At 72.2% G+C, this 20,313-nt stretch carries 19 protein-coding genes and 1 pseudogene; 6 read left to right on the top strand and 14 right to left on the bottom strand.

The window, feature by feature from the left end:
* Positions 1–152, top strand: a pseudogene (locus tag ACIRG6_RS23595) (serine/threonine-protein phosphatase); the annotation flags it as partial.
* 166 nt (positions 153–318) lie between these two features.
* Here the strand turns inward: ACIRG6_RS23595 and ACIRG6_RS23590 are convergent.
* The 6 genes from ACIRG6_RS23590 to ACIRG6_RS23565 all read right to left on the bottom strand — a co-directional run bounded on the left by ACIRG6_RS23590 (position 319) and on the right by ACIRG6_RS23565 (position 7,087).
* Positions 319–1,155, bottom strand: coding sequence for an enoyl-CoA hydratase/isomerase family protein (locus tag ACIRG6_RS23590; RefSeq protein ID WP_364685112.1), 837 nt, complete (start codon positions 1,153–1,155; stop codon positions 319–321).
* 145 nt (positions 1,156–1,300) lie between these two features.
* On the bottom strand, positions 1,301–2,605 hold the full coding sequence (locus tag ACIRG6_RS23585; RefSeq protein WP_403324436.1) for a YhgE/Pip domain-containing protein: 1,305 nt from the start codon (positions 2,603–2,605) through the stop codon (positions 1,301–1,303).
* Between the two features lie 542 nt (positions 2,606–3,147).
* Positions 3,148–3,885 carry a VOC family protein gene (locus tag ACIRG6_RS23580; protein ID WP_403324435.1) on the bottom strand — a complete coding sequence of 246 codons (738 nt, stop codon included), beginning with the start codon at positions 3,883–3,885 and terminating at the stop codon, positions 3,148–3,150.
* A gap of 162 nt (positions 3,886–4,047) precedes the next feature.
* Positions 4,048–5,298 carry a PP2C family protein-serine/threonine phosphatase gene (locus tag ACIRG6_RS23575; RefSeq protein ID WP_403324434.1) on the bottom strand — a complete coding sequence of 417 codons (1,251 nt, stop codon included), beginning with the start codon at positions 5,296–5,298 and terminating at the stop codon, positions 4,048–4,050.
* A 327-nt stretch (positions 5,299–5,625) separates the two neighbouring features.
* Complete coding sequence (locus ACIRG6_RS23570) at positions 5,626–5,853, bottom strand: MmyB family transcriptional regulator (protein ID WP_365024152.1); 228 nt, start codon at positions 5,851–5,853, stop codon at positions 5,626–5,628.
* Positions 5,854–6,106: 253 nt separating this feature from the next.
* Positions 6,107–7,087 carry a pirin family protein gene (locus ACIRG6_RS23565; RefSeq protein WP_403324433.1) on the bottom strand — a complete coding sequence of 327 codons (981 nt, stop codon included), beginning with the start codon at positions 7,085–7,087 and terminating at the stop codon, positions 6,107–6,109.
* A gap of 114 nt (positions 7,088–7,201) precedes the next feature.
* Here ACIRG6_RS23565 and ACIRG6_RS23560 point away from each other — a divergent pair, with 114 nt between their 5' ends.
* On the top strand, positions 7,202–7,666 hold the full coding sequence (locus ACIRG6_RS23560) for a carboxymuconolactone decarboxylase family protein (RefSeq protein WP_318218658.1): 465 nt from the start codon (positions 7,202–7,204) through the stop codon (positions 7,664–7,666).
* Positions 7,667–7,902: 236 nt separating this feature from the next.
* A complete protein-coding gene (locus tag ACIRG6_RS23555) occupies positions 7,903–8,478 on the top strand; it encodes a Dps family protein (RefSeq protein ID WP_318217378.1) in 576 nt (191 codons plus the stop codon).
* Positions 8,479–8,497: 19 nt separating this feature from the next.
* On the opposite strand, the gene ACIRG6_RS23550 is transcribed toward ACIRG6_RS23555, so the two are convergent.
* The 7 genes from ACIRG6_RS23550 to ACIRG6_RS23520 all read right to left on the bottom strand — a co-directional run bounded on the left by ACIRG6_RS23550 (position 8,498) and on the right by ACIRG6_RS23520 (position 17,347).
* Entirely contained in the window at positions 8,498–9,748 is a 1,251-nt protein-coding gene (locus tag ACIRG6_RS23550; protein ID WP_403324432.1) for an ABC transporter substrate-binding protein, read from the bottom strand.
* Between the two features lie 193 nt (positions 9,749–9,941).
* Positions 9,942–12,683, bottom strand: coding sequence for a helix-turn-helix transcriptional regulator (locus tag ACIRG6_RS23545; protein ID WP_364685132.1), 2,742 nt, complete (start codon positions 12,681–12,683; stop codon positions 9,942–9,944).
* Between the two features lie 198 nt (positions 12,684–12,881).
* Positions 12,882–13,820, bottom strand: a complete 939-nt coding sequence (locus ACIRG6_RS23540; protein ID WP_403324430.1) for a helix-turn-helix domain-containing protein — start codon at positions 13,818–13,820, stop codon at positions 12,882–12,884.
* A 122-nt stretch (positions 13,821–13,942) separates the two neighbouring features.
* Positions 13,943–14,956, bottom strand: a complete 1,014-nt coding sequence (locus ACIRG6_RS23535) for a DUF2891 domain-containing protein (protein ID WP_364685136.1) — start codon at positions 14,954–14,956, stop codon at positions 13,943–13,945.
* Entirely contained in the window at positions 14,956–15,606 is a 651-nt protein-coding gene (gene pcp, locus ACIRG6_RS23530) for a pyroglutamyl-peptidase I (RefSeq protein ID WP_403324428.1), read from the bottom strand. Before pcp ends, ACIRG6_RS23535 begins: the two co-directional genes overlap by 1 nt.
* A gap of 50 nt (positions 15,607–15,656) precedes the next feature.
* Positions 15,657–16,631, bottom strand: a complete 975-nt coding sequence (locus tag ACIRG6_RS23525; protein ID WP_350724835.1) for a DUF979 domain-containing protein — start codon at positions 16,629–16,631, stop codon at positions 15,657–15,659.
* A complete protein-coding gene (locus ACIRG6_RS23520) occupies positions 16,628–17,347 on the bottom strand; it encodes a DUF969 domain-containing protein (protein ID WP_364685142.1) in 720 nt (239 codons plus the stop codon). The genes ACIRG6_RS23525 and ACIRG6_RS23520 overlap by 4 nt, the downstream gene beginning before the upstream one ends.
* A 221-nt stretch (positions 17,348–17,568) precedes the next feature.
* Here ACIRG6_RS23520 and ACIRG6_RS23515 point away from each other — a divergent pair, with 221 nt between their 5' ends.
* Genes ACIRG6_RS23515 through ACIRG6_RS23505 form a run of 3 tightly spaced genes read left to right on the top strand, consistent with a single transcriptional unit; the run spans position 17,569 to position 19,816 of the window.
* On the top strand, positions 17,569–18,321 hold the full coding sequence (locus ACIRG6_RS23515; protein WP_403324425.1) for a LamB/YcsF family protein: 753 nt from the start codon (positions 17,569–17,571) through the stop codon (positions 18,319–18,321).
* Positions 18,318–18,965, top strand: a complete 648-nt coding sequence (locus ACIRG6_RS23510; protein WP_403324423.1) for a 5-oxoprolinase subunit B family protein — start codon at positions 18,318–18,320, stop codon at positions 18,963–18,965. The genes ACIRG6_RS23515 and ACIRG6_RS23510 overlap by 4 nt, the downstream gene beginning before the upstream one ends.
* Positions 18,962–19,816, top strand: coding sequence for a 5-oxoprolinase subunit C family protein (locus ACIRG6_RS23505; protein ID WP_403324421.1), 855 nt, complete (start codon positions 18,962–18,964; stop codon positions 19,814–19,816). Before ACIRG6_RS23510 ends, ACIRG6_RS23505 begins: the two co-directional genes overlap by 4 nt.
* Here the strand turns inward: ACIRG6_RS23505 and ACIRG6_RS23500 are convergent.
* A complete protein-coding gene (locus ACIRG6_RS23500; protein ID WP_381693730.1) occupies positions 19,803–20,237 on the bottom strand; it encodes a winged helix-turn-helix transcriptional regulator in 435 nt (144 codons plus the stop codon). The genes ACIRG6_RS23505 and ACIRG6_RS23500 overlap by 14 nt on opposite strands.
* Positions 20,238–20,313 lie beyond the last annotated feature (76 nt).

The following is a 20,313-nucleotide window of genomic DNA, read 5'->3' as shown; positions in this document are numbered from 1 at the left end:
CCGGCACCTTCTACCCGCTCGCCGAACGCCTCACCGGCTGGACCGACAGCGACCCCGACACCTTCCTCGACCACCTCCGCAACGACCTGCTGCACCACGCCGGCGGACACCTGGACGACGACGCCGCCATGATCGCCATCGAACGCCCCGCCAGGCAGGGGCGCGCAGCCGTGCCGTGCACGCGGCCGAGCCGGCCGGCCGAGGATTTCGAGGGCCTCGACGGAGCGGCCGTGACCGTAGACGGGGTTCGACCACGTAGGGCGGGAGCCCTGGCGCGGGACGGTCGGACGGCGTCGCATTCGGGCGGGACGCGCCTCGTCAACGGCGGAACTCCCCCACCGCTTTGCCGAGGTCGCGTTCGACCTCCTCCGCACGCTGGAGACCTCGGTGAGCCAGGTGGTCCAGGCGTTCGCGGGTTTCGGGCAGGGTGATCAATGCCTGGAACGTGGCGGCGTCGGAGCGGATATGCGCGGGCTCCGCCAGCGTGAGGTCGTTGATCAAGCGCTTGGCGGCTTGGACTCCCTCGGGCGGGAAGCCGGCGATGCGCTTGGCCAGGCGCTCGACGAAACCGTCCAGTTCGGCGTCGGGCAGGGCACGGTTGATCCAGCCGTAGCGTTCGGCGAGGTCGGCGGCGAAGTCGTCCGCTCCGGCCACGGCTTCGATGGCACGAGTACGGCCGAGTCGCCGGGTCAGATGCTGGATGCCGCCCGCGCCGGGCAGGGCGCCGGTCCCGCACTCGAACTGACCGAAGATCGCGTTCTCACGCGATGCGAAGATCATGTCGCAGGCCAGCGCTAGTTCGTTGCCGCCGCCGCGGGCACGGCCGCGCACCTTGGCGATGGTGATCACGGGAACGCGCGACAGCCTGTGCAACAGCATGCCGAGTGAGGCGTCACCGGGGCCGCCGGCCTTGGCCGCCTCCGCGGTGTACTGCGGGACCGCGGTGAGATCCACGTGCGCTGAGAAGTAGTCCGGCGAGGCGCTGTCGATGATGACGACGCGCACGTCGCCGGGGTCGTTGTCCAGCGCCTCGACGAGGGAGACCAGGTCACGGACCAGATCGACACCGAGGAGGTTGAGTGGGCCGGCGTCGAGGGTGGCGGACAGAACGCCGTCTTCGAGTCGCGTCCGGATCGAGGAAGAGGAGAAGGTCATGACGACTCCGTTGAGTGAGGGCTGCAGGAAGCGGCGGTGTGCGACATGGCCGCGGGCTAGGTACCCGGCGCCCTCAGCCCTCTCGCCGGGTCTCACAGGCGTGCCATCGCCGCGTGCCGCTGTCCGTGCGCCGTTCTGGTGCCGATCACGGTGCCGCACCGGGCGTTGCGGCAGGCCGCGGGGTCAGGCGGTCCAGCCCTTTGCGGTCGTAGTAGAAGGTCATGGCGAACCCGAACAGCAGGGCGAGCGCAACGCCGATGGAGATCATGGACCAGCCGCGGGTCAGGCCGGCGTCGGCCCGGGCGTCGAAGTAGAGGATGGACCGCACGCCGTCACTCAGTTGCCGCATCGGTTCGAACAGCGCCAGGAAGCGGTAGAAGCCCGGAACGGCGTGGAGGGGAATGGTCGCGCCCGACGACGGCAGGGCCAGGGCGATGAACACGAACATGGACACCACCTGGCCGATCCCGCCGAATGCCGCGTTGATGGCCTGCACTCCGAGGCCCACGGCCAGGCTCGCGCAGTAGGAGAAGATCCACAGCAGCGGCAGGTGCGATGCGTCCATGCCCAGAATCGCGATCGCAGCGATCATCAGCAGGCTGGTGGTCAGCACGGTGATTCCCGCGGTGATGAGTATCTTCAGCAGCAGCGTCTGCGTGCGGCTGATCCGTACCGTCGGCCGCCGGGTGTGCCAGGGGCCGATCTCGTTGTCGGTGTAACCCAGGCCGGCGTCGACCCCGCTGTTGATGATGTTTCCTCCCACGAACCCGGTGAGCACCAGGAGCAGGGTGAAGTAGAAGGCGGTCAGGCCGAGGCCGCTGTGCCTGCCGATGGGGTGGCCCACCCGGGTGGTGACACCGATCGGGTCGCCGAGAAGCGCACGAGTCGTGGCGTCGGCGCCCTGGCCGGCAGCCTGCGTCGTGAGCTGTCGCCCGATCGTCAGGGATGCCTGGTGAGCCGCACGCTGGGTGATCTGACTGGCCAGGGAGGAGCCGAGACTGCCCAGCCCGGGGTTGGTCAGGACCGTGAGGGAGGGCCGCGCAGAGGCCCGGGGAGTCGTCAGTGCCGCCACCGAAGTGGAGAAGTCGGCGGGGATGACCAGGGCGCCGTAGACCTTGCCCGACGCCAGCTGGTCCCGCATCTGCGCCTGGCTGAGCCGACGCCACTGCACGGTGCCCGCTGGGGTCGATGCGACGACCGACCGGCTCACCTGCGCGCCCAAGGTCTGTCGCTGTCCGGGCAGCGGCGGACCCTGGTCCGCGTCGACCAGGGCGATCGGCAGGCGGCGCAGATTCCCGTTCGGGTCGAGGATGCCGCCCATGTAGAGCAGCGTCAGAAGCAGCGCCACCAGCGCGCACAGGACGGTCGGCACCAGCCAGAGCTTTCCATGACGTGTCAGAGCAATGGCGCGCGCGAGCCCTTGCTGCTGCCCGGAACCCGGCGAGGTCATGGAACTCCCATGGGGACACGGTCCTGCGTTGTCTGGGTGCGCCTGCGGGATCGGCCGTTCGCCGGAGCCATCGGTACCCCCAGGGACGATAACCACCTGTCGCCGGGGCCTCACTCAACGACACGACCCCCGGTGTCGAGCGAGCTGACGGACCGGTCGGGAAACGCCCGTCGCCAGGCATCCGGCGCTGGGGCCCGACGCCACCGCAGCAGGGGTCGAGTCGACCTCGATGCCCGAACGGCGGTGGCTTCGGCTCAGGTCGGTCGCCCCGAGGACGCCGGCTGCGTGGCTGGCTGCGGCACGGTGAAGGATCTGAGCGGGGCGTACCGGTGGCCTCTGCCGCGGTGTTCGCCGGTGACTACGACGGCCACGTGATCATTCCCTTCGCCGGACCGGTGTTCCGCAAGTCCTTCGAGGAGCCCCTGCACATGCAGTCGCGCCGCTCAGGGTGGTCTCGTGCGGCAGCCCGGGAGTTCGGCCCGGCCCTTCGCGCGGCGGTGCGCACTGTCGCGCCGCCGAGCGGGAGCGAACGGAGCTCCGCGTCAGCCGCGGCCGAGGACGCAGAACTCGTTGCCCTCCGGGTCGGCCAGGACGACCCAGGAGACGTCACCCTGCCCCACATCGGCCCGTGTCGCGCCGAGGCCTTCGAGCCGGGCGGCCTCCCTCGCCTGATCCTCGACAGGGTCGGACATCACGTCGAGATGGATGTGGCTCCGAACGACCTTGTCGTCCGGTGTACGGCGGAATTCCAGGTACGGCCCGACGCCCTTGACGGAGCGCAGCAGGGCGCGGTCATCGGTCAGCTCATGGACGGTCCAGTCGATCGCCTCGCCCCAGAACCGGACCATGGCCCGCGGATCGGCGCAGTCGACGACCACGGCGGCCATGGGCCCGGTGTCCCGGTAGAGCTCTCGCGGCTCCAGGACGCTGAACACGTTGCCTTCCGGGTCGGCCAACATCGTCCACGGTACGTCGCCCTGGCCCACGTCCACGGGCGTCGCCCCGAGGTCTGTCAGGCGTGCGACCAACTCCGCCTGGTGCGCCTCGGAAGAGGTGGCGAGCTCGATGTGCACGCGGCACTTCACCGTCTCCACGTCCGGGACGCGGACGAGATCGACGCAGACGGCGGACGGGTCCGGCCAGTCGAAGCCCGCGGGTTCCAGGTTGGTGACTCCAGGACCTTCACTGGAAACACCCCAGCCGAGCACCTCCGCCCAGAACTGGCCGAGCGCCGAGTCGTCTTGGGCCTTGATGTTCACCTGAACAAGTTGCAGCGTCATGCTGCGTACCCTAGGGGTTGCCCTGTGATGCCTGCTCACGGCTGAGATGTCGGTTACCGGGCCTCAGCCTCGACGAAGTGCGGGACGCTCTCGCCGACGATGACGGACGCGAACTCGCCGGGGTAGGGAAGGACCCGAGAAGCTTCTGCCATGACGTCGCCCTCAGAGCCGGACGACGATCACAGCGATGTCGTCCCGGCCGCCGCTGGACACACCGAGGCGTGCAAGGACAGTGTCGGCTAGGTGCTCAGGGCCGAGCCGGCCGCACTCGCTGAGCACGTCGGTCAGGCGGCCGAGACCGGTGTCGATGTCCTCGCCCCGGCGCTCGATCAACCCGTCTGTGTACAGCACCAGGGTGTCCCCGGGTTTGTAGGACAGGCTGGCCTGGGGCCGGGGAACGTGCAGGATGCGGGCACCGAGCGGAGGATCGGTGGCCTGATCCAGTAGTTCGCTGCCGCCGTCGGGGTGGAGCAGCACGGGCGGCAGGTGACCGGCGCTGCTGTAGGTGATCAACAGGCTGCGGCTGTCGACAAGCACCTTGACGGCGGTGGTCCCCAGCGCGCCGTCGACGGAACGGGCGTACAGGCCGAGGACCTCCAGGGCCTGCGCGGGGCGCTCCAGGGCACGGATGGCGGCGGAGAGTGCGCTGCGGAGCATGCCCATGACGGCCGCGGCCTGGAGGCCGTGCCCGATGACGTCGCCGACTGCGAGGGAGAACCGGTCGGGCGGGATGTCGGCGATGTCGTACCAGTCGCCGCACACGTTGAGGGAGCCGACGGCGGGCAGGTAGCGCACCGCGATCTCGCGGTGGTGGGCCAGGTCGGGGACGTCGAGCATCGCCTGCTGCAGGGTGATGGCGATCTCACGCTCGCGGGTATGCGCGTCGCGCAGTTCCTCGTTCAGCCGCTGCAGCTCGCGCGCCCGCGCGTACAGTTCCGCCTCCAGGGCCTGTGTCTGGTCCAGTCGCTCGCCCACCAGGGCGCCGGCGGGGTGGGCGTCCTGGTGGGCCTTGACGAAAGCGGTGACGTCCTCGACCCGGTGGATGATGTACGCGACCTGCCCGTCCGGGCCGGTGACGGGCGTGTTGACCGGTGACCACCAGCGTTCTTCGAACATCCCCGGCCGTCCCATGACCGGGATGTCGTACTTCTGCAGCCCCATCGTCTCCGGCTGGCCGCTGACCAGAACCCGGCGCAGGGAAGCACCGAGGTTGCGGACTCCGTCGGCTGCCGGGTCGTCGGGGTTGTCCGGGAACGCGGTGAAGATGTGTTCGCCCAGCAAGTCTTCCCGAGTACGCCCGGTGGCCTTCAGGTAGGCTCGGTTCACGTCAACGATCATCAGGTCCGGGCCCAGCACGAGGTAGGGGCTCGGCGTGGCGGCGAACAGCGCCGCGTGATCAACCCGCCTTGCCACCAGTGGCACTCCTTCCGCACCAAGGGCTTCTCCTTCACGCTACGGGCCAATCCCCGGTTCCGCCTGCTCGATCCAGGTGAGAGCCGGCGGCGCCCAGCCACCTCTTGATCATTCCGACGGCGCACTGTCCGGACGCCCTGTCGCTGGTCGCCGCAGAGCCGCAGACCGCGGGAGCCGGTCTGGGAGAAGCGGGGCGAGAAGCGCACCGCCGGCAGGGTCAGTGGCAGAGCGAGGACCGCGTTGCCCAGCGAGCAGAGCGCGGTCATCGACCCGGCATCGCCACCCTCGCGTGGTGGACGAGACCTCCACGTGCTGCCGGGCGCATGCTCAGGGTCGGTGTGTGGCGTCTTGGTCGTTGCTGGGTTCGCCATCCGGTCGGTGGTTCTCGTCGAGTGTGGCGGCCCGGCCGGCGAGCAGTTTGAGGCCGTCGGCCGACGCCGTGCCGGGTTCGGCGCTCATGGCGGTGAGGGTCAGACCTGGGTCGGTCGGTACGGGCAGGGCTTCGACGGCGAGGATGAGGTCGCCGACCGCGGGGTGCCGCGGTCGAGTACGCACCCAAGCACCCGCATCAACGCCGTCTGCCCCGGTGTGATCGAGACCCCGATGGTCGCCGACATGCTCGAAGGCCAGGCCGAAGCCATGGCCGCGATCATGAACGACCAGCCCACGCCACCCACTGAAACACCCCCACCGGGGAACCCGGCCCAGCACGGGGCGCGGCACGCACGCACCACCGCGCCCCGGCGCCGGCACCGCCGACCGGCCGAGCGATCACGGCTTCTTGGTGCATGGTCCGTGTTCTCGCCGGTCAGCGTGTCCTTCCTCGTGGCTTCAGGGGCGCGTTCGGCAGCTCTGGCGCCGGCAGCGGTGCTCCTTCGTATCCGTGCACCTCGCCGAAACGGGTCGTCCCCTTCATCCAGTCCTCCCGGGCCTGCAGGATCTCGTCGTGCGACCGGCCGATGAAGTTCCACCACATGATGATCTCTTCGTCGAACGGAGTCCCGCCGAGCAGTACGGCGCGTGCCGGCTCGTCGGACTCGTTGCGGAGCGTCAGCGTGCCGGTGCCGGGACGCACGTAACCCAGCTCCGCCGGGCGCAGCAGGGTGCCGGCCAGCCGGACGTCCCCGCGGTCCACGAGGAGCCCGTGTTCGAAGTGGGGGTCCACGGTCAGGGTGAGCGAGGCGTGCGGCACGAGGGTGATCTCGGCGCCGAGGAGGGGCGTGAAGGTCGGCACGGGTGAGACGGCGCCCGCCAGCCGGCCCAGGAACACCCTGACGTCGGCGCCGTCGGTCCGCACGGGCTCGGGCACGTGGTGGCGGAAGTCGCGTGCGGTGTGCCGGTGTTCGTCCGGGAGGGCCACCCACAGCTGCACGCCGTGCAGGACCGTGGTCCTCGGGGTGGAGACCTCCGAGTGGCTGATGCCGTGTCCGCCGGTCATGAGGTTCAGCTCGCCGGGCCGCACCAGGGCGTGGCTGCCGAGGCTGTCCCGGTGTTCGATCTCGCCGCTGAACAGCCAGCTCACCGTCTGCAGTCCGGTGTGCGGATGCGGGGCGACGTCCATGCCCCCGGTGAGGGCGACGTCGTCGGGACCGTAGTGGTCGACGAAGCACCACGCGCCGATCAGGGTCCGGGTCCGTTGCGGCAGCGTGCGCCGGACCGTCATGGCGCGCGGACCGCCCAGCGGCACGTCGCGCGGCGTGAGCACCTCGACCCGTGTCGCGTCCGGTCCCTCACCGTCGTCCACCGCTCCACAGCGGACTTCCTCGGGGCTCGTTTCGACATTGCTCATGGAGAAGCACCTCCCGTCATCATGATATTTTCATATTCAACTATCCGCCATTGTGGCCCATTCCCGCATGCCGGCCGCGTCCGAAGGAGCCCCAGGTTGAGCAGCCCCCTGCCGATGTCCGAGGACCGACGGATCTTCATCGACAAGCAGAGCCCCGAGCCCTACCAGGCCCTGGTGCACACGTCGGAGGCGGTCCGCGCGGCGGCCGCCGGAGCGGGATTCGACCGGATCCTGGTGGAACTGGTCAACCTGCGCGTCTCCCAGATCAACGGCTGCGCGTACTGCCTGGACGTCCACACCCGGGCCGCCCTTCGCGCCGGGGAGACCACGCAGCGACTCGGGGTGCTGGCCGCCTGGCGGGACACCGAGCTGTTCACCCCCGTGGAACGCGCGGCCCTCGCCCTGGCCGAGGCGACGACCCGGCCGGCCGACACCGCCGCACGCGACGCCGCCACGGCGGCCGCCCGCGAGGTGCTCACCGACGACCAGATCTCGGCGGTGATCTGGGTGGCGGTCACCATCAACGCCTTCAACCGGGTCTCCGTCATGAGCAGGCACCCGGTGCGAAGGGAACGCTGACAGGCCCCCGGCCGGCCCCGACCGGTGCGGACGTCCGACCGCGAGGCTACGGCCGGGCAGGACCGGGCGTGTGCCTCCCGGCGCACCGCCGCCGTTCCCGGAGCGCACCGCCGGCGAGCACGGCGGCACGCGGTGCGCTCACGCACACGGCCGTGTGCGCTGCCGGACAACCGTCCCCCGCTTCCCGCGCCTAACGTCCCTCGGGAACGTACGGCACAGCACCACAGGAGGCGGCCATGACCACCAGCACCAAGCCCCCGAGCAGCCAGCCCCGGCTGCACCAGAAGGGCGCGGTCATCCAGGAGTTCGGCACCGTCAAGCAGTTCCCCCTCGGGCTGTCGTACGACGCCCGCATGTACTCCTGCCAGCGTCTGAACAAGGTCCTGGCCGACACCCAGATCCTCTACGGCCTGTACAAGAAGCACCACTGGCTCCTGCGCGGCGCGACCTTTTACCAGCTGCATCTCCTCCTCGACAAGCACGCCGGGGAGCAGCTGGAACTCGTCGACACCCTCGCGGAGCGGGTCCAGACGCTGGGCGGGGTCGCGGTGGGAGACCCCCGGCACGTCGCGGAGATCACCTCGATCCCGCGTCCGCCGGACGGTGTGGAGGAGGTCCCGGCCATGCTCTCCCGCCTGCTCCAGGCCCACGAGACCATCCTGACCCAGGCCCACGACGCGGCCGCCCGGGCCGCCGAGCTGGGCGACGACGGCACCAACGACCTCCTGGTGTCGCAGGTGATCCGCACCGGCGAACTCCAGGCGTGGTTCCTGGCCGAGCATCTGGTCGACACGCCCCTCGTACGGGCCTGACGTCCGCGGCGGGCCGGCGTCAGGAACCGGTCGCGGTCCGCTGCGCCCGACGCAGCGCCTCCTCCGGAGTCTGCTCACCCGTCAGCGCGGACTGGATCGCCGTGTAGATCCCGGTCGCCGCGTGGGGCCACTCGACGCCGAGCCGGCTGGTTCGGGAGCGGGCTCCCCCGACGCTCTCGACGAAGGCCGACATCGAGGGGACCCGGCCGGCGTACCGGGCGGCCACCGCGGGGCGCGAGGGCACGGTGTACCGCTGCTCGGCCTGGTCGAGCATGGTCCGTGAGTCGTTCAGGCACGCGAGCACCTGCGCGGCCTTCTCCTGCCGGGCGGTGGACGCGCTCTCGGGAACGGTCCACACCTCACCGCCGATCGGTGTGACGGGAGACTGGCCCGCCCTCGGGACGGGGACCGGCGCCATCCCCCAGTTCAGGCCTTCCGTCTTGTTCATGGCGGGGATCCGCCAGGGCCCGTTGATCATCATGGCCGTGCGGCCGGCGACGAACTGGTCGTGGAGGTCGGCCTGGTTCCAGTTCAGCACGGACTTCGACATCGAGCCGTTCTCGACCAGGTCGGCCCACAGCCGCAGTGCCTGGTCGGCCTGCGGGGAGTCCAGCCGCCGCTCGTCCCCGCCGTTGGACCACAGGAAGGGCAGGAACTGCCAGGCGGCCTCGAAGGTGGCGTCGGCGTCGACCGCCATGCCGTACCGGCCCGGGCGGGTCAGTTCGGCCGCCGCCGCCTTCAGCTCGTCCCAGGTCCTGGGCACGGCCACGCCGGCCTCGGACAAGGCGTCCTTGTCGTAGAAGAGGACGACCGTGCTGACCGTCGGCGCCAGCCCGTACACCTTCCCGTCGTACGTGCCCGCCGAGAGGATCGCTTCCCCGAAGCCGTCGAAGTCGATGCCGTACCGGTCCAGCGGCGTCAGCACCCCGGTCTCCGCGACCTGCTGCAGGTCGGCGTTGTCCAGCATCAGCAGGTCGGGCAGCGTCCGCGCGGAGGCCTGCCGCAGCACCGTCGGGACGAGCGACGGCCCGGGAACGCTCGTGTGCTCGACCTTCACCCCGGCGGCCTTCCCGCAGGCGTCGAGCCATCCGCTCCACTGCGCGTGTTCGGTGTCGTCGGTGTAGTAGTCGAGCGCGGTGATGGAGGTGACCTCGCCACCGGCGGCCGCCGTGCCGGGCGTGGGGCCGCACCCGATGGCGGCCAGCAGCAGGGCGACGGTCCCGAAGAGGCCGGCGGTCCGCCGTGCCGCTGGTCCGACAGGTGGGGTCATGGTGCTTGCTCCCGCGTGACGTACATGTCCGGTTCGCCGGTCCCGGGAGGTGACGAGTGGTTTCGGGGCCTCCGTGACGGCTCGGTCAGCGTAGACGCCGGCAGGGATGCCGGTGTGACCGCCCTGTGAACAACGGGCGCGCTCCCGTCGGGCGGTGCGGGCGGGCATCGCGTGAACGTACCAGGCCCGCCGCTCACTCCTCGCGCAAGGCCATGACGACGTGGGTGAGTTGGACCCGGGAGTTGACCGAGAGCTTGCGGAAGGCGGAGGTCAGGTGTGTGTTGATGGTGTGCGGGGAGACGACGAGCCGGTCGGCGGCCGACCGGTTGGTGTGGCCTTCGGCTATGAGGCGGGCGACCTTCTTCTCCGAGGCGGTGAGCGCCTCCCATCCCTCGACGGGGCGCTGCCTGATCACTGTCCGGGGGCCGCCCGCGGCGCCCCGGTCCCGCAGTACACGTGCCGCCGCCGCGTGTGCGCCCGACGCGGCGAAGAGGGCCCGGGCCTCCTCCAGGGCGGTGGCGGCCCGCGCTTTCCCGCCCGTGGCCCGCAGCGCCCGTCCCAGGTCGGCGAGGGCCGCGGCCCGGACCAGGGGGCGTGGGCCGTCGCCGAGCAGCGCCACGGAGTGTTCCAGCAGGGCGGGATCGTTCCTCACGAGCCCGGTCACCTGCGCCGCGACGCCCGTCGCGGTGGGCACGGCCGGGTTGCGCGCGGCGTGGTCGCGGGCCTGTGCGGCCAGGTCCTCGGCGAGCGCCTGGTCCGCGCCGCGCAGGGCGATGCGTACCGCTGCGTCCACCCAGGTGCGCAGCAGTCGCCAGCGCATGAAGGGGCCGCTCTCCTGCACCTGCCGGATCCTGTCGACGGCCAGTGCGGTGTCGCCGTCGGCCTCGGCCACGACCGCTTCCAGGAACCGCACCGCGGCCGTGTTGCCCGGGTTCGGTTTGACGGCCAGGCCCTCCCGCGCGGCGGCCAGGTGTCCCCGCGCCGCCTCACCGTCGCCGCGCAGGAGCGCGATCCGGGAGCGGATCACCCGCGAGTTCACCTGCTGCACGGGTATGCGTACGTCCTCCTCCAGGCGTTCCATCGTCACCAGCTCCGCCTCGGCGTCGTCGAGCCGGCCGAGCGCCAGGTGCTGCTGTCCCTGCGCCCACAGCAGCATGGCCTGACGGGGGGATCCCGCGTCGTCCGCCGCCCGCAGCAGCAGCCGCTCACCGGACGCGAAGTCGTCCAGGTGCTGGTGGGCGACGATCTCCTCGGGCAGGAAAGCGGGGTCGACGGCGCTGAGCGCGGTGAAGTGCCTCAGCGCCACGGCGTTCTCCCCGGCGTTCAGGGCGATCTCGCCGAGCCCGGACAGGGCCAGGACGTGCGCCTCCCGGTCACCGGTCGCGACGGCGTCGCGCAGTGCGCCCTCGCCTGCCTCGCGCGCCGCGACCAGGTCGGGTCCCCGGGACAGCGCGAGGGCACGCAGGGCGGCCAGCCTCGCCCCGACCTCCGGGACGGCGCCGGTGACGGCGAGCGCCGTTTCCGTCCGGCGGCGCAGTTCGTCGGCGAGGTCCATGTTCCACAGGGTCGCGCCGAGCGCGGCCTGCAGCCGGCCGAACACCTCGGGGGACGGCCGGAGGGCCAGCAGCCGGTCACCGGTGGCCAGGGCCTCCCGGTTCCGGCCGGCCCGTGTCTGGCAGACGATCGCCCGCTCCCCCACGGCGAACCCCGACGGCCTGCCGGGTGGCACGAGGTCGAGGGCCCGCGTCATCAGGTCGGCGGCGAGTCCGGGCGTGACCGGCAGAACGTCCTCGGCGGCCCGCCGCAGCAGCGTGACGGCCTCCTCGTCGCCCGGCAGGGCGCCCTTGAGGATGTGCGGCACGGTGTCGATCGGCTGGTGCCCGGCTGCGGCCAGGTGCCTGGCGGCCTCGCGGTGCAGTGCCTTGCGGGCCGACGGCGGGATGTCGACGTAGACGGCCTGGCGCAGCAGATCGTGCCGGAACACCAGCTGGTCGCCGTCGTCGTCCAGGAGTCCGGCGCGCACCGCCTCTTCGAGTGCCGGGATCAGCTCGGTGGGCGCCCGGCCGCACAGTGCGGCGGCCTGGGTGAAGCCGAACCCGCGTCCCAGTACCGCTCCCATCTGGAGGAAGCGCAGGGTGCCGGGGCGCAGGGACTTGAGCCGGCCGCGCACGCCCACGACGAGTCCCGGGTGCACCGGGGCGCCCTCGGCACCGGCGGTCCGCAGTCCCGCGAGCATCTCGACGGCCAGGAACGGGTTGCCACCGGCTCCGTTGAGCAGGCCGCGTATCCGCTCGTCGACGGCCGCGCCCAGGGTGTCGCCGGCCAGTTGACCGATGGCCTCACCGGTCAGGGGCGCCAACGGCACCGTGACCGTGGGGAGTTCTCCTTGGGCGGCCGCGACGATCTCCTCGGCGGGGCCGGCCGGTTCCAGACGCGCGGTCAGCAGCCAGAGCACCGGTGACGTGCGCAGCCGTGCCGGAAGCTGGGTCAGGGCGAACCGGCTCAGCGGATCGGCCCACTGCACGTCGTCCAGGGCGATCAGCACCGGGGCGCGGCCGGCTTCGGTCTCGATGGCCTCCGCCAGGCGTTGCAGCAGCCAGATCCGCTGGTCGTGGTGGCGGGCGAGATCCGTGAGGGCGTCGCCGGACAGCAGCGGCCGATCGCCGTGCAGGACGCAGGACGCCAGCGACGACAGCGGCACGATGTGGTGCAGTTCGTCGGCCTTGCCCAGGCCCACCCAGAAGCCGGCCGTCCTGCTCCGGGCGACGGCCTCGGCAAGCAGTGTGCTCTTGCCGATGCCCGGTTCTCCCTGGACCAGGGCGAGCGCGCCGCTGCCGGTGCGGGCCACCGAGGCGATCACCGTCTCCAGCTCGCCCAGTTCCTTCTCCCGGCCGCGCAGACCGCTCCGGGACAGGGACCTCCCCGGCCTCGCCACGCACGCCCCTCTCTGTGTTCCCCGCCCGCCGGTGACCGGGCGACGGCGTCGGCCGCCGGTGTGTCAGGGCGGTTCCGGCAGGTACGGACGACGTGCCGGGCATCCACCATGGTACTGACCTGGGCGAACACCACTGGGGACACCCTTCTCGCCCCGCACCTCCTCCCCTCGCACCTGCTCGGCCGGGACCTGCTCGCCTCAGGCCGCCGCGGCCGGGGGCACCGCGCGCCCGCCAGGTACCGGTGCGACCGTGCGGGGCTTCGGCAGCGCGGAGTCGCGCCACTCGCCGGGGGACATCCCGTAGGCGGCCCGGAAGACCCGGCTGAAGTGGGTGGCGTTGGTGAACCCCCACCGGCGGGCCACCGCGGCGACGGTCCGGTCCGCCGCGTCCCGGCGGGCCAGCTCGCGCCGGCACTCCTCCAGCCGGCGCCGCTGGATCCACCGACCGACGGTGGTGTCCTCGGCCTGGAAGAGCCGGTGCAGGTAGCGCACGGAGATGTGGTGAGCGGCGGCGACGGCCTCCGGTGACAGAGTGGGGTCGGCGAGGTGCCGGTCGATGTGGTCCCGGATGCGCGTCAGCCACACCTGGGCCGCTGTCGGGGCGTCGGCCGCCTCCCCCGCCCGTCGCTCCTCGACCAGCACCGCCAGCAGGTCGACGATGCTGCGTGCCAACGCCTCGCCCGTGCCCGGCGGGCAGACCGCGGCCGTGTCCGCGAGCCGGCCGAGCAGGGCCGGCAGCAGCGAACCGAGCAGGGTGTCCGGGCCGATGGCGGTCGCCGTGAGCCCTCGCAGGTCGGCCTCCCGCAGGCCCACGAGCCGGCGTGGCAGGACGAGGGACGTCGACCGGAACGGCTGGTGGAACATGATCCGGCTCGGGCGCGCGGAGTCGCAGAAGACGATCTCGCCCGGTCGCAGCTGGATCTCACGGCCGTCCTGCTCGACGTCAGCGGCACCGCCGTCCAGGAGCATGACGACCAGGTACTCGTCGTCCCCCGGGGCGATCAGCCGTGCGGTCCACGGCTCCGGCGAGGGGGCGCCGTCCGCCGTGACGACCCTCAGACGGCCCAGCCGGGCCGTGGTGCGAACGGTGCCCGACGGCCGCCCGAGCGGTTCCGGTGGGGGTGAATCCGGCAGCATGTTCTCCGCCCTTTTCGGTCAGTGTGTCTGGTGCACACCGTGCCGACCGGAACGGGTCGAGCACATCGCGTGAATCCGCTGGATTCGCGCATCGTCGCCGGCCGCCCGGGGCGGGGCGGAGGTCAGCGGCGGGTGACGGGGTCCAGGGCCAGCGTCGCGAAGGTCGCCAGCCAGTGGTCGGTGGTGAAGTCGCCGCGCTCCACGGCCGGCAGGCCCGCCGCGAGGTGTTCCTCGGCCGCCGCGCCCAGGCGACCGCGGACCGGTCCGTCGGGCAGGGCCTGCGCGAGGGAGCGCAGCGCGGCCGCCCTGCTGAGGGTCAGGCCGAGCAGGTGGCCGATCTGCGGGTCGGCGTGGTCGGAGACGACCGGGACGTCCAGCGGCGGACAGGGGGCACCGGAGCCGAGCGCGGGCAGGAAGCGGTCGAGCCACGGTGCGAACTCGTCCTCCGGGAGCACCCGGCGCACCGCGTCCGCCTCGCTCAGGGCCGGGGACAGGAAGTCCTGTCCCGAGGGTTCCCAGTGCGCGGGCGCGTCGTGGTCGTCGGCGAACCAGGACAGCAGACGTTCCCGTACGGCCCGGTCGGTCGTGGCCGACAGCTCTCCCGAGTCGAGTGCGAGGCCCAGCGCGAAGGCGCTGTTGGGGTGGTTGCCGTGGCGTACGGGGTACGTGGCCTTCGGCAGCCAGTCGGCCATCAACCGGTCGACGACGGCGACGGCCGGTGCCAGGGCCCGGGTCCAGCCGGCGCCCTCCGGGCCCTGGTAGGCGCGGCACTCGGCGGCGAGCGCGAGCAGCCAGGCCCAGCCGTAGGGCCGCTCGAAGGAGGGGTGGTCGCGGAGGTAGGCGGCCTCGACGGCGAGGTTGTCGGCGGTCAGGTGCCGGTCGAGTACCTCGACGGCCGTCCCGGTGTCCGGCAGGGCGGGCGTGCCGCCGTGGCGGCGCAGCAGGCGGACGAGCAGCCAGTGCATGTGCACCGAGGAGTGCCAGTCGTAGGCGCCGTAGAAGGCCGGATGCAGGGACCGGGGCTCGACGCGTTCGTCGGCGGAGAGGGTCAGGTGGGCCGGGAAGTTGGGGTACTCCCGGGTGATGTTGGTGAGGGCGAGCCGCGCGAAGGGGGCGGCGTGGGTGCTGAGCGGCATCAGTGGGTGGCTCCCTCGGTGACTTTCAGGTCGTGTTCGGCCGGCGTGCGGGCGGCGGTGGCCAGCAGGGCGCGCAGGCCGTGGGCGACGGTGGCGGGCGGCAGGGACGGCGCCTGGCCGTCGGGGACCTGCTCCGGCGCCCAGGGAACGTGGGCGAAGCCGCCCCGGACGTGCGGGAACTGCGTGGCGATGAGGTGACCGAGGCCGTAGGCGACGTGGTTGCACACGAAGGTTCCGGCGGTGTTGGAGACGGCGGCGGGGACTCCGGCCTCGCGCATCGCGGCGACGCAGGCCTTGACGGGGAGGGTGGAGAAGTAGGCGGCGGGGCCGCCCGGGACCACCGGTTCGTCGATGGGCTGCCGGCCCGCGTTGTCGGGGATGCGCGCGTCGTCGACGTTGATGCCGACGCGCTCGACGGTCACGCCGGGGCGCCCGCCCGCCTGCCCCAGGCAGAGCACCAGGTCGGGGGCGGTCGCGCGGACGGCGTCACGCAGGGCGTCGAGGGAGTCGTCGAACACGCAGGGCAGTTCGGCGGCGGTGACCGAGAGCCCGGCGGGCGGTTCGGCGGCCACCAGGGACGCCGCCTGCCAGGACGGGTTCACGCGCTCGCCGCCGAAGGGGGCGAAGCCGGTGATGAGGACGCGGGTCAAGGCACTTCCTTACGGTGACGGGGCGGGCGGCACGGTGACGGGCGGGCGGTTCAGAAGGCGAAGACCGCCATGATCACGGTGCAGCAGACGAGGAGCGCGAGCCCCGTGGGCAGCTGGGCCTTGATCGGTCCGTACTGGTCCTTCAGTTCGAGCAGGGTGGCCGGGACGATGTTGAAGTTGGCGGCCATCGGCGTGCAGAGCGTGCCGGCGAAGCCGGCCAGCATGCCGATCGCGAGGACCGCGGGTTCGTTGCCGTGCATCTGCTGGATGAGCACCGGCCAGCCGATCGCCGCGGTCATCACCGGGAAGGCGGCGAAGGCGTTGCCCATGATGACGGTGAACAGGAACATGCCGACGCAGTACGCGATCACGGCGAGGTACTTGGAGTCGTCGGGCAGGACCTTGTTCACGAGGTCGCCGACCTGGTCGCCGACTCCCGCCGCGGCGAAGATCGAACCGAGCACGGCCAGCAACTGGGGCAGCAGCAGGGCGGAGCCCATGGCCTCCAGCATGGAGCGGCCGGAGTGGACCGGGACCGAGACCTTCTTCTCGCCGGTGACGATCATGCCGACGACCAGCGCGGCGATGCAGCCGAGGCCGAGGCCGAGGAGCGTGGCCTTGCCCGTCTCGAACAGGCCGGACTCGTCCAGCACAGAGGCGCAGACGATGGCCACGAGCGGGATCGTCAGGGCGGGGATGAAGATCTTGCTGCCGAGCCGGGCCGCGGAGGCCTCACGCTGTTCGCCGGTGGTGGTCACCGGGACGCCCTTGCCGAGGAAGTTGAACCCGGCGAGCACGATCAGGGTGAGGACCGCGACGCCGAGCGGTTCGGCGGGCAGGGTCCAGCCGCCGTTGTCCGCGGTGGCGTTGGCGACGCCGGTGCCGTAGGGGAAGGTGAGTCCGAGCAGGCCCCAGAAGGCGGCGGACGTCCACCGCTTGGGGTTGCTGCGGTCGGTGGCCATCTGCACGGCCATGACGACGAAGACGAGGCCTATCAGCCAGTACAGCCATTCGACCTTGATCACTTCTCGGCCCCCTCGGGCAGCGGCAGGTCGTGCTCGGCGGCGGCGAGCGCCATCTCGCGCTCCAGCTGCCTGTCCATGAGCAGCAGGCGAGCACCGTGGATGAGGAAGGCGCAGACGGCTAGCGGGATCGCCCACAGGGCCAGCTGGGTCGGTTCGATGTCCTGGTGGTAGGTGGAGTTCACGAAGCCGGTGATCAGCAGGATGGAGCCGATCGCGATGAAGCAGTCCTCGCCGAAGAAGACGCCCACGGTGTCGGCCGACGCGGAGTAGGAGCGCACCTTCTCCCGCAGGCGGTCGGGCAGCTTGGCTCCCGTCGTGCGCTCGGCGGCGGCCTCGGCCATGGGTGCCACGAGCGGCCGCACGGTCTGTGCCGGGCCGCCGATGCTGTTCAGGCCGAAGGCCGCGGTGACCTGCCGGACCAGCAGGTAGACGGTGAGGAACCGGCCGGCGCTGAGCCTGCCCAGGCGGCCGATGAGATGGCGGGCCTGCTCGCGCAGGCCGTAGCGCTCGAGCAGCCCGATCACGGGGAGCACGATGGCGTAGACGGTGACCGAGCGGCTGTCGGCGAAGGACCGGCCGAAGGCCGCGAGGACCTCGAGCGGGTCCATCTTGCCGAGCAGTCCGGTGACGATACCGGCGACGCCCACCACGAGGACGGGATTGCGGCGCGTGACGAATCCGAGGATCACCACGACCACACCGAGAAGAACGATCATTCGGTGGCCTTCTTCAGGCGTTGGGGGCAGGGCACGGACCCGGGAGTCTCGGAGTCGGCGCTTCGGCGGTCCTCGGACCATAACTCCGGGTACGTGGCAGATGCACGGACCCTAGACGATCGTTCAACGATCTAACAAGAGGTGACTTTCACCCCCGGACAGCCGACGCGGACGCCACGCACCCCTTGTCGAATCGTTCAACAATCCATTACGTTCGCACTGTGATCGACCTCAACGCAGACCTCGGTGAAGGCTTCGGCCGCTGGACCCTCACCGACGACGACGCCCTGCTCTCCGTCGTCACCAGCGCCAACGTCGCCTGCGGTTTCCACGCGGGCGACCCCTCGGTGATGCGGCGCGTCTGCGACCTCGCCGCCGAGCGCGGGGTGCGCATCGGGGCCCAGGTGTCCTACCGCGACCTGGCCGGCTTCGGGCGGCGCTCCATGGACGTGCCCGCCGGTGAACTCGCGGCCGAGGTCGCCTACCAGATCGGCGCCCTGAGAGTCTTCGCCGAGGCCGCCGGGGCGGAGGTGGCCTATGTGAAGCCGCACGGCGCGCTCTACAACCGCACCGTCCACGATGCGGAGCAGGCCGGTGCCGTGGTGGCGGGCGTGCGGCTGGCGGGCGGGGACCTGCCCGTCCTCGGCCTGCCGGGCTCCCGCCTGCTCGCCGCCGCCGAGGGCGCCGGCCTCACCGGCGTGCCGGAGGCCTTCGCGGACCGCGCCTACACCTCCGAGGGCACCCTCGTCCCGCGCCGCGAGGCGAACTCCGTGGTGACGGACGGGGACGCGGTGGTACGGCGGGCGCTGGCGTTCGCGGTGGACGGCGCGGTCGAGGCGGTGGACGGTACGAGCGTCGCGGTCGCCGCCCGCTCCCTGTGCGTGCACGGCGACACCCCGGGCGCGGCCAGGATCGCGGCGCGGGTGCGTGAGGCGCTGGAGGCGGCCGGGGTCGGGGTGGGGGCCTTCGCATGACCGGGAACCCGCCGCTCACGGCCCGCCCCGCCGGGCGGCACGCACTCCTCGTGGAACTGCCCGACGCCGAGCGCACCGCCGCCTTCCACGCCGAACTGCTGCGACGGCGCGAGGCGGGCACCCTGCCGCCGGTGGAGGAGATCGTGCCGGGAGCGCGGACCGTCCTCCTGGACGGAGTGCGGGACCCCGAGGCGCTGGCCCGCGGGCTCGCCGGCTGGGAGATACCGGCGGGCGCCGCGGACGACGGGGCCGTGGTGGACATCGCCGTGCGCTACGACGGACCCGACCTGCCCGACGTGGCGGCCCTGTGGGGAGTCGCCCCGCACGAGGTGGCGGCCCTCCACTCCCGCCGTACGTACCGTGTCGCGTTCTGCGGCTTCGCACCGGGCTTCGGCTACCTCACCGGGCTGCCGCCGGAGCTGCAGGTGCCCCGCCGCGCCACACCGCGGACCCGGGTCCCGGCCGGTGCGGTCGCGCTCGCCGGCCCCTACAGCGCGGTCTACCCCCGCTCCACCCCCGGCGGCTGGCAGCTGATCGGCACCATGCCGGACCCGAGCCGCCTGTGGGACCCCGACAGGGAGCAGGCGGCGCTCCTCACACCGGGCACCCGGGTGCGTTTCGTCGAGGCGGGTGATGCCGCGTGAACGCCAAGCTCACGACCGTACGCGCCGGCGCGCTGACCACGGTGCAGGACGCCGGCCGACGCGGCCACGCCCACCTGGGGGTCCCCCGCTCCGGCGCCCTGGACGCGTACGCGCTGCGGCTCGCCAACCGGCTGGCCGGCAACGACACCGACGCCGCCGTCCTGGAGACCACCCTGACCGGCTGCGCCCTGCGGTCGGACCGTGCCGTCACCGTCGTGGTCGGCGGCGCGCCCTGCCCGGTGACGGTGGACGGGCGACCCGTGGCCTGGGGCGCGCCGGTGCGGGTGCCGGCGGGCGGTGTCCTGGACGTGGGGGCGGTGGCCGCGGGCGTGCGGTCGTACGTGGCGGTCGCCGGCGGCATCGCGGTCGAACCGGTCCTCGGCAGCCGGTCCACGGACCTGCTCTCCGGGCTCGGCCCCGCTCCCCTGCGCGACGGGGACGTCCTCCCGGTGGGCGTGCCCGCACGGCCGGCACCGTCGGTCGCCGCCCCCTGGCCGGGCCCGCCCGCCGAACTGATCCTCCCGGTGCGTCCCGGCCCCCGCGCCGACTGGTTCACCCCGGCCGCGCTGCGCACGTTCACCTCGGCGACGTACCGTGTCTCGCCGCACAGCAACCGGATCGGCCTGCGCACCGAGGGGCCGCCGCTGCAACGGGCCTCGACGGGCGAACTGCCCAGCGAGGGCATGGTCCTGGGCGCCGTCCAGGTCCCGCCGGACGGACGGCCCGTGGTGTTCCTGCACGACCATCCGACGACCGGCGGCTACCCGGTGATCGCGGTCGTCGCCGAATCCGCCCTCGCCGCGGCGGCCCAGGCCGCGGTCGGGACACCGGTGCGCTTCACGCCGGGCTGACGGCGCGGGGGGACACGGAAGCCTCGGTCACCGGCCCCGCGGACAGGTCCTGGCCGTGTGCGGCCTCGGCCACGTCGACCTCTTCGCAGCCCTCACGGCGTATCCGCTCGGTCCCCCAGACGCCGAGCGGCGCGAGCGCCTGGTTGAGGGTGTGCCCGTGCTCGGTCAGGGAGTACTCCACCCGCGGCGGTACCTCGGCGTACACCTTCCGGTGCACGAGACCGTCCGCCTCCATCTCGCGCAGATGCTGTGTCAGCATCTTCTCGCTCACCCCCGGCAGACCGCGGCGCAGTTCGGCGAAGCGGCGTACGCGATGGGTGTCGAGTTCCCACAGGATCAGCCCTTTCCACTTGCCGCTGACCACGTCGAGCGCGGCGTCGATGCCACAGATGTAGGGCCCGTTTCTCGGCGCCTTCGCCATCGCTGATCCCCTTACGAAAAGGTAAGTACCGCAGAAATTAGTGGGTACTTCCGAGCCTAGTCGTGCTCTCCCAGGA

This window comes from Streptomyces flaveolus (assembly GCF_044765825.1).
GTDB classification, from domain to species: Bacteria; Actinomycetota; Actinomycetes; order Streptomycetales; family Streptomycetaceae; genus Streptomyces; species Streptomyces flaveolus.
This window is presented reverse-complemented; position numbering and strand designations above follow the sequence as displayed.